This window comes from Curtobacterium sp. UCD-KPL2560 (assembly GCF_001705035.1).
Taxonomy (GTDB): domain Bacteria; phylum Actinomycetota; class Actinomycetes; order Actinomycetales; family Microbacteriaceae; genus Curtobacterium.
This window is the reverse complement of sequence record NZ_MCIG01000114.1, coordinates 1-6,152: the sequence shown is the minus strand read 5'-3', so window position 1 is coordinate 6,152 and position 6,152 is coordinate 1. Positions and strand designations below refer to the sequence as shown.

Here is a 6,152-nt window from a genome sequence, read left to right as displayed (position 1 = left end):
GCAGCCGGATCCGTTTCTGCGCCTCCCGCAGCTCGGCTTGCTCCACCGCTTTCAGCGACGGCGGCTCTGCGACCCCGATGCCGTCGTCACGGTCCGCGAGGCGCAACCAGCGGGCCAGGCAGGACTCGGAGACGCCGAAGTCCTTCGCGACCTGCCGCACTGACGTCTCGCCCTTCCGGGCGACCGCGATCACGTCACGGCGGAACTCTTCCGGATACGCCTTCACCATGGCGCACATCCTTCCAGCAGGAGCCAATGCCCCTACCTCTCAGGAGTCAACCGAACCTGCAGCAGTCCCCTTCGTTGATCAGATCGTTGTTGTCTCCCTGCACGATGTCGTACGTGGCATGGAAGGCGACTTGCAAGAAGCTGTTGTCCGCGGCGACGACACAGTTGTTGTACCGAGTGTCGTAGTGACTCGGTGTGGTGCTCGCGCACTGACCCACCGACTGCGGGGTCACGGCTCGTCGGGAGATGCCGGCCCCGCCACCGGCGTTCGGGTTCTGCATCTCCGTTTCGGAGATCGAACCGTCCGCGAAGACGTACTGCGTCACCGTGAATCCGTCGCGTTGGAGGACCTTCACCGAGGCCGGAGACTGGCCTTCGCGCATCGAATCCATCATCCCGCCATCGAGGAACCGGTCGATGAGCGGGCCGTAGGTTGCCTCTGGGACGCCGCGCGCGGCGTACCAGTCGCTCATGTGAGCTGTGATCGCGGCATCATCGCTCGTCGCGGAGGCTGATACAGCGGGAACGAGCGTCAGGCCGACGACGGTGCACATCGTTGCTGCCGTCGCTTCAAAGCGCCCCCAACGTTTGGTCAAAGCCATCTGAAACTCCTGTTCGCTCGGCGGGAGATCCCCGTGCAGAGCGAGTATTCGGCCGAGCCGCAGGAGACCGCGTCAACCTCTGGGCCGTAGACAAGTGGTTCTAGAGAAGTTAGGTTGAGGTCGCTCTGCCTGCCGACGGCAGATTCGCTGACGAGGGGGAACGTGTCAGGACCTACCACGAGTCGAAACGGACAGGGCCGCACGGCGCTACTGAGATTCAGCCTCGCCTTCCGCTTCCCGTCTGCGTATCCTGCCGGCGCTCCGGCGCAGTCGCAGAGCACCGGAGCGACGCCGTTCGCCATTGCGCACATCGTCGTGGTCGTCGGCCCCATGTTGCTGCTGCGGAGGGCGACCCGGGGGCTGTTCGTCGCGACGCTGACTCGAAACCCCCACGCTTGACCGATGCCACCATCCCTCGCTCCGGATGACGGCCCTGCGCTGGCGGCAACCGTCGGAGCCTTGCACCGCATAGCGAACTTCATCGCAGGACAAGACCACGCAGAGATTCTCGAACTTCGCAACGAAGCCATCCGGCTCGCTGGCGCGCATCTTTCTGCGCACAAGCTCGCAGACGCTGCGGGTATCCCGATCGAACTCGTCATGAGCGTGCTCTGCGGCTGAGCGCTTGCGGGGCGCTGGTGGCGAGGGGCGAAGTCGCCGCTGGTGCCGTCGCTTGTCCAGGTGTCGTTCCTGTCCCCACCAAGTCCCGTACCTCGCGTGCAAGAGGTGGGAATGCGGTCGGACCGATCCCGCCGCACAGGGAACGACGGCTCCATCTCGGGTCAAGGTCGGGCGGACCCGCGTGGACGGCTCGACACACTCGTGGCTTTCTGCCGTGAGCACTGTGTGCCGTCGATCTGGTTGGCTGGACGAAGGGGCTACGGGGGACGCGACCGTCCGGCTCGCAGCGGTGCACAGGGGGAGGGGGCACGATGCACGACCGACTGCCGGTGGCCGCGGTGCTCGCCGCGGTGACCCTCGCAGCGACGACCGGCTGCTCGTCCGTGTCCACGACGCCACCGGTCGACCCGGTCGGTTCGTGGACACTGTCCTCGGACCCGTCGAGCCGGATGGTGCTGCACGAGGACGGCTCCCTCGCGGTGGTGGACATGCCGTACGACATCGCCTGCGACGTCGACGCCCCGTGGTCGGGCCTCCCGGAGTGTGCCGACCGCTCCGCGCCGGTGTCGTTCACCGGGACGTGGCGTCTCGCCGACGGGGATCCGCACGCGGTCCGGCTGGCCACCGACGACCGCCGCGTCAGCACGGGGTACCGCGAGGGTGCTGTACTCGGGTTCTGGGTCGGCAGTCTCGATCGACCGGAGCCGACCTACCGCTACGTCCATGACTGAGCCGTCGTCGGCGGCACGCCCCGACGGAGGCTCCGTGCGCTCGACCACCACCCGGACGACTGCGGTCGCCGCACTGCTCGCCGCTGCCACGCTCCTGCTCACGAGCTGCACGGGCCACGTCGACGCTGGCTCGGCCGGTGCCGACGCCGCCCGCGACGAGCTCGCGCGGATCGACGGTGTCGCGACGGTCCGTGCGGACGGCTCGAACGATCTACCGTTCGCCGGGACCACGACCGCGACGGTCGTCACCGACGACGGCCTGTCGGACGACCGACTGCAGCGGGTCACCGACGCCGTCCGACAGTGGATCGCCGACCACCGCGGCAGCGTCACCTACTCCGCCGACGTCGAGGCGGACGGCTTCGTCTTCACCGTTCAACCGACGAAGCCGGCGAACGCGCGGGTGCTCGAGGTCGTGGACGGGCTCCGTGGTGACGACCGCTGGCTCGGCGCGGTGCTGTCCGTCCGTGGCGAGGTCCGCTCACTCGACCTGCAGGTGGCGGACCCCGCCGACCTCGTCACCGGGTGGACGGCGGTGCGGGCGGCCGCCGACGGGTCCGGGTGGGACGACGTCACCGCGACCGCGAGCGCCTGGAACGACCCGGCACGTGACACCACCGGACGGCGGGAACCGGACTGGTCCATCACGGACTCGGCGGGCGATCCCGCGACCGAGGTCGCAGCCCTCGGACAGGTGGCCGCTGCGCACCGGCTGACCGCTGCCACCGTCCGCCGGGGACTCGTGCACGTCCACATCGCGGACCTGGCCGACGTGCCCGACGTGACCGCCGTGCTGGAGCGGGCAGCGCCGGACGCCGCGGCGATCGTGGACGGCGGGGTCGTCACGAAGCGCGACCCGGGTGACGACGTCGACGAACGACCGGACGCCGGGACGTACGCCGAGGCCGATCGGCTCGCCCGTGTTGCGGCACGTCCCGGGGTCACCGCGGTCGAGCTCACCCGCACCGGGGTCACCGTCACCGCCGCCGACGTCGACACGGCGCTCGTGGCGGCCGAGGCGCTCGCCGCGGCGTCGCCGGTCGCACCCGTGCGGACGCTGTCGGTCGGGTCGTCGGCAGCGGCGGCCGCAGGGGACCACCAAGGGCTCCTCGTGCAGGGCTCCGCCGATCGCCTCGGTGCGTCCGCGGCGGTCGCCCGGAGCCTCACCGCCTTCCTGCCCGCGCGGGCGTCCTTCTTCGGCGCGGACCCGTCGGACGGCCCGTCCCCGTCGACGCCGACGAGTCCGACGACCACCACGAACGCGTCGATCTCCGCGACCCTGCAGCGCATCGACGACGTCCCCGCGTTCGTACAGGCGGTGCGGCCGGTGCTCCCCGACGGCACCACGGTGCAGGTCGGCATCGCCGGTCAGCTCCAGCTGCAGACCGCGCAGCTCAGGCTCCGCGACGGCAGGCTCACCATCGACCGGCCGCGAGCGGTCGCCACCGACGACGACGCCCGGGTACGGCTGGCCGAGGCGGTCCGCGAAGCCTGGAACGGCTGACGGGCAACGCCTGGAACGGCTGACCGCCGCCCGGACGGACGCACATCCACGGGCCGACCCCGGAACGCCGGGGTCGGCCTACCCCGTCACATCGTGGGGACGACGACCGCGCGCCCGGAGAGTTCCCCGGTTTCGAGCTTCCGGTACGCCTCGAGCGCGTCGTCGAGCGAGAACCGCTCGACGTCCGGCTCGATCTGGCCGGCGCGGTACATGGCGACGACATCGTGCAGGTCCTCGATCGTGCCCCAGTAGGTGTTCGTGATCGTCGACTCGTACGGCGTCGAGAAGAAGTTCCACTCGACGGTCCCGCCCGCGATGCCCACGACGACCAGGCGACCGCCGATCGCCATCGAGGCCTGTGCCGTGGCGATGGTGGGCGTGACCCCGACGAAGTCGAAGGCCGCGTCGACGCCCTTGCCCCCGGTGAGCTCGCGGATGGCCGCTGCCTGGTCCGGACCGGCGGGCACGGTGAGCGCGCCACGCGCTGCTGCGCGCTCCATCGCCTCCGGCTTGGCGTCGGTCGCGATGACGGTGGCGCCCGTGAGCGCGGTGAGGATCTGCACCGCGATCTGGCCCAGGCCGCCGAGCCCGACGACCAGGGCGTACTTGCCGCCGCCGGCGAGGGCCGGGAGGGCGCCCTTGATCGCGTGGTACGGCGTGAGTGCCGCGTCGGCGAGGGGTGCCGCGGCGACGGGGTCGGCGTCCCCGAGCGGGACGAGGTTCCGCGCCGGCACGGTGACGTACTCCGCCATGCCGCCGTCGCGCCCGAGGCCGATCGCGGCGTAGGGGTTGGTCGCGGCGTTCTCGCAGTAGGTGTCCTGCCCCTTCGAGCAGTACGAGCAGTGCCCGCAGCCGACGGGGCCGTAGACGAGGTGGGCCTCCCCGGGGGTGAACCCGGTGACGCCCTCGCCGACGGCCTCCACCCAGCCGGAGCTCTCGTGGCCGAGCACGAAGCCGGGTGCCTGCGCACCGGGCTGGCCCTCGCGGAACTCGCGGTACACGGCGACGTCGGAGTGGCACGCGCCGGCTCCGGCGACCTTGAGCAGCACCTCCCCGGGACCGGGGACCGGCTTCTCGACCTCGGTGAGGGACGGGAAGGTCTGGTACTGCTCGAACATCACGGCGCGCATCGGCGTTCTCCTTCGACTTGCCTGCGGGTTCCCGTCGTCCTGAACGACAGGTGTTGCCCACAGCCTACGCAGTGGACCATCCCGTCCGCCCGGCGGCTACCGTGCTGGACATGACCAGCATCGACCTCGACCACCGCACCGCCCTCGTGACCGGCTCCACGCAGGGGATCGGTCTCGCCATCGCCGTCGACCTCGCCCGGGCCGGCGCGACCGTGGTCGTGAACGGACGGAGCGAGGACCGCGTCACGCAGGCGGTCGACGCCGTGCGCGAGCAGGTGCCGGGAGCGCAGGTGCACGGCGTCGCCGCCGACCTGGCCACCGCCGAGGGCGCCGCCACGGTCCTCGACCGGTTCCCGCGCCTGGACGTGCTCGTGAACAACCTCGGCATCTTCGGCAGCGAGGACCCCTTCGCGATCACCGACGACGAGTGGCGACGCTACTTCGAGGTGAACGTCCTCGCGGCGGTCCGGCTGATGCGCGCCTACCTGCCGGGCATGACCGAGCAGGGGTGGGGCCGCGTGGTCTCGATCGCGAGCGACTCGGCGGTCGTGACCCCCGCCGAGATGATCCACTACGGCATGACGAAGACCGCGCTGCTCGCGGTGTCCCGCGGTTTCGCGAAGGCCGTCAAGGGGTCCGGCGTCACCGTCAACACCGTGCTCGCGGGCCCGACGCACACGGGCGGCGTCGAGGACTTCGTCGCCGAGATGGTCGGCGAGGACCTGCCCTGGGACGAGGCGCAGCGGCAGTTCATGCGGCAGCACCGTCCGCAGTCGCTGGTCGAGCGTCTGCTCGAGCCGGAGGAGGTGGCGCACATGGTGACGTACCTCGCGTCGCCGCTGGCCTCGGCGACGACGGGCGGTGCGGTCCGCGCGGACGGCGGGTACGTCGACGCGATCCTGCCCTGACGGCGGCCCGCGGCCGAGCCGTCGGTCGGCCAGCGGATCGGGTCCGCGTCCCACGCGACAGGATCGCGGCAGGACGCGACCGCGGTGACGGCCTGGAGGCCCGTGGTGCGCCCGGTGCGCAGGTCGCCGACCACGCACCGCCGGGTGTTCCTCGGCGCAGCCGTGGTGATGGCGACCGTGACGCTCTACGTGACCTTCCACCTGCAGCAGGTCCTCGGCTTCGCGCCGCTCGTCTCCGGCGTCGCGACACTGCCGCTCGCGCTCGCCATCGGAGCGGTCATCCCCGTGCTCGTCAAGACCGTGCCGCGCACCGGCGCAGGTCTGGACGACGAGGGCGCCGCCGCGGTTCCGGTCGAGCACGACGCGCAGCGGCAGCAGCGGCGCGGCGACGCGCAGCTCGATGAGCACGAACGCGACGAGGAACACGA

At 71.2% G+C, this 6,152-nt stretch carries 7 protein-coding genes and 1 pseudogene; 5 read left to right on the top strand and 3 right to left on the bottom strand.

Annotated elements, in window-relative coordinates; translation table 11 throughout:
* Both BEP24_RS15605 and BEP24_RS15600 read right to left on the bottom strand, forming a co-directional pair.
* Positions 1–229: IS3 family transposase (locus BEP24_RS15605; RefSeq protein WP_065961096.1), on the bottom strand; the 229-nt coding region annotated here is incomplete at its 3' end.
* Between the two features lie 46 nt (positions 230–275).
* A complete protein-coding gene (locus tag BEP24_RS15600) occupies positions 276–830 on the bottom strand; it encodes a hypothetical protein (RefSeq protein WP_141693488.1) in 555 nt (184 codons plus the stop codon).
* 402 nt (positions 831–1,232) lie between these two features.
* On the opposite strand from BEP24_RS15600, the gene BEP24_RS17240 reads away from it, so the two are divergent.
* From BEP24_RS17240 to BEP24_RS15590, 3 genes are all read left to right on the top strand, one after another.
* Entirely contained in the window at positions 1,233–1,451 is a 219-nt protein-coding gene (locus tag BEP24_RS17240; RefSeq protein ID WP_139197600.1) for a hypothetical protein, read from the top strand.
* A gap of 311 nt (positions 1,452–1,762) precedes the next feature.
* A complete protein-coding gene (locus BEP24_RS15595; RefSeq protein WP_139266440.1) occupies positions 1,763–2,182 on the top strand; it encodes a hypothetical protein in 420 nt (139 codons plus the stop codon).
* Entirely contained in the window at positions 2,175–3,686 is a 1,512-nt protein-coding gene (locus BEP24_RS15590; protein WP_141693487.1) for a hypothetical protein, read from the top strand. The genes BEP24_RS15595 and BEP24_RS15590 overlap by 8 nt, the downstream gene beginning before the upstream one ends.
* A gap of 86 nt (positions 3,687–3,772) precedes the next feature.
* On the opposite strand, the gene BEP24_RS15585 is transcribed toward BEP24_RS15590, so the two are convergent.
* Complete coding sequence (locus BEP24_RS15585) at positions 3,773–4,816, bottom strand: NAD(P)-dependent alcohol dehydrogenase (RefSeq protein WP_065964975.1); 1,044 nt, start codon at positions 4,814–4,816, stop codon at positions 3,773–3,775.
* 110 nt (positions 4,817–4,926) lie between these two features.
* On the opposite strand from BEP24_RS15585, the gene BEP24_RS15580 reads away from it, so the two are divergent.
* Positions 4,927–5,724: an SDR family oxidoreductase gene (locus tag BEP24_RS15580; RefSeq protein WP_065964970.1), complete on the top strand. Its 798-nt coding sequence runs from the start codon at positions 4,927–4,929 to the stop codon at positions 5,722–5,724.
* 114 nt (positions 5,725–5,838) lie between these two features.
* Positions 5,839–6,152: pseudogene (locus tag BEP24_RS15575) on the top strand (hypothetical protein); the annotation flags it as partial.